This window comes from Mesorhizobium sp. M4B.F.Ca.ET.089.01.1.1 (genome assembly GCF_004022605.1).
Taxonomy (GTDB): domain Bacteria; phylum Pseudomonadota; class Alphaproteobacteria; order Rhizobiales; family Rhizobiaceae; genus Mesorhizobium; species Mesorhizobium abyssinicae.
Genome location: NZ_RZOS01001348.1, coordinates 1 through 488, shown reverse-complemented (window position 1 = coordinate 488; position 488 = coordinate 1). Strand labels below are relative to the sequence as shown.

The 488-nt window shown below is 60.9% G+C and carries 1 pseudogene; it reads right to left on the bottom strand.

The annotated features are described in order from the left end of the window. A pseudogene (locus EN780_RS37480) lies at positions 1-408 on the bottom strand (hypothetical protein); the annotation flags it as partial. Positions 409-488: the final 80 nt, after the last annotated feature.

Here is a 488-nt window from a genome sequence, read left to right as displayed (position 1 = left end):
GTCCAGATAGGTGCGCAGGCGTGTCCAGCAGAAGTGCGCCAGTCGAAAGAAATGCTGCTCCCGGTAGTCGAACAGCTCTGGCAGATGTCGATACAGCGCCCTTCCTACGACGACGCCGGGCGCTCCCAGTGCCATATCGACAAGCGCGTTTAGCTCGCCTGTGCTTAGCCAGGTGATCTCATCTGCATCCCGTCGCTGGGCTACAAGCGTCTGGAGGATCTTGTCCTTGCCTGCGACCCTAGACCAGTTTCGCTGGACGATCCTGAATTCGCGCGCTTCCTCGCCTTCTTGTGCGCTTTCAATCGCGGCGAGGACGGCCCAGGCAGGCTTCCGGCGCCGATTTTGCCGAGCATTAGGAGCTTCCGGCGCGATCGACGAGGGCAGCGCCTCAATGATCTGCTGCCGCACCCTCGACCGCATCTGCTTCAGGCTTGCCGCTCCGCGAATGTTAAGCGGATTTACGGCCCGGATAAGGAACGGGCTAGGAT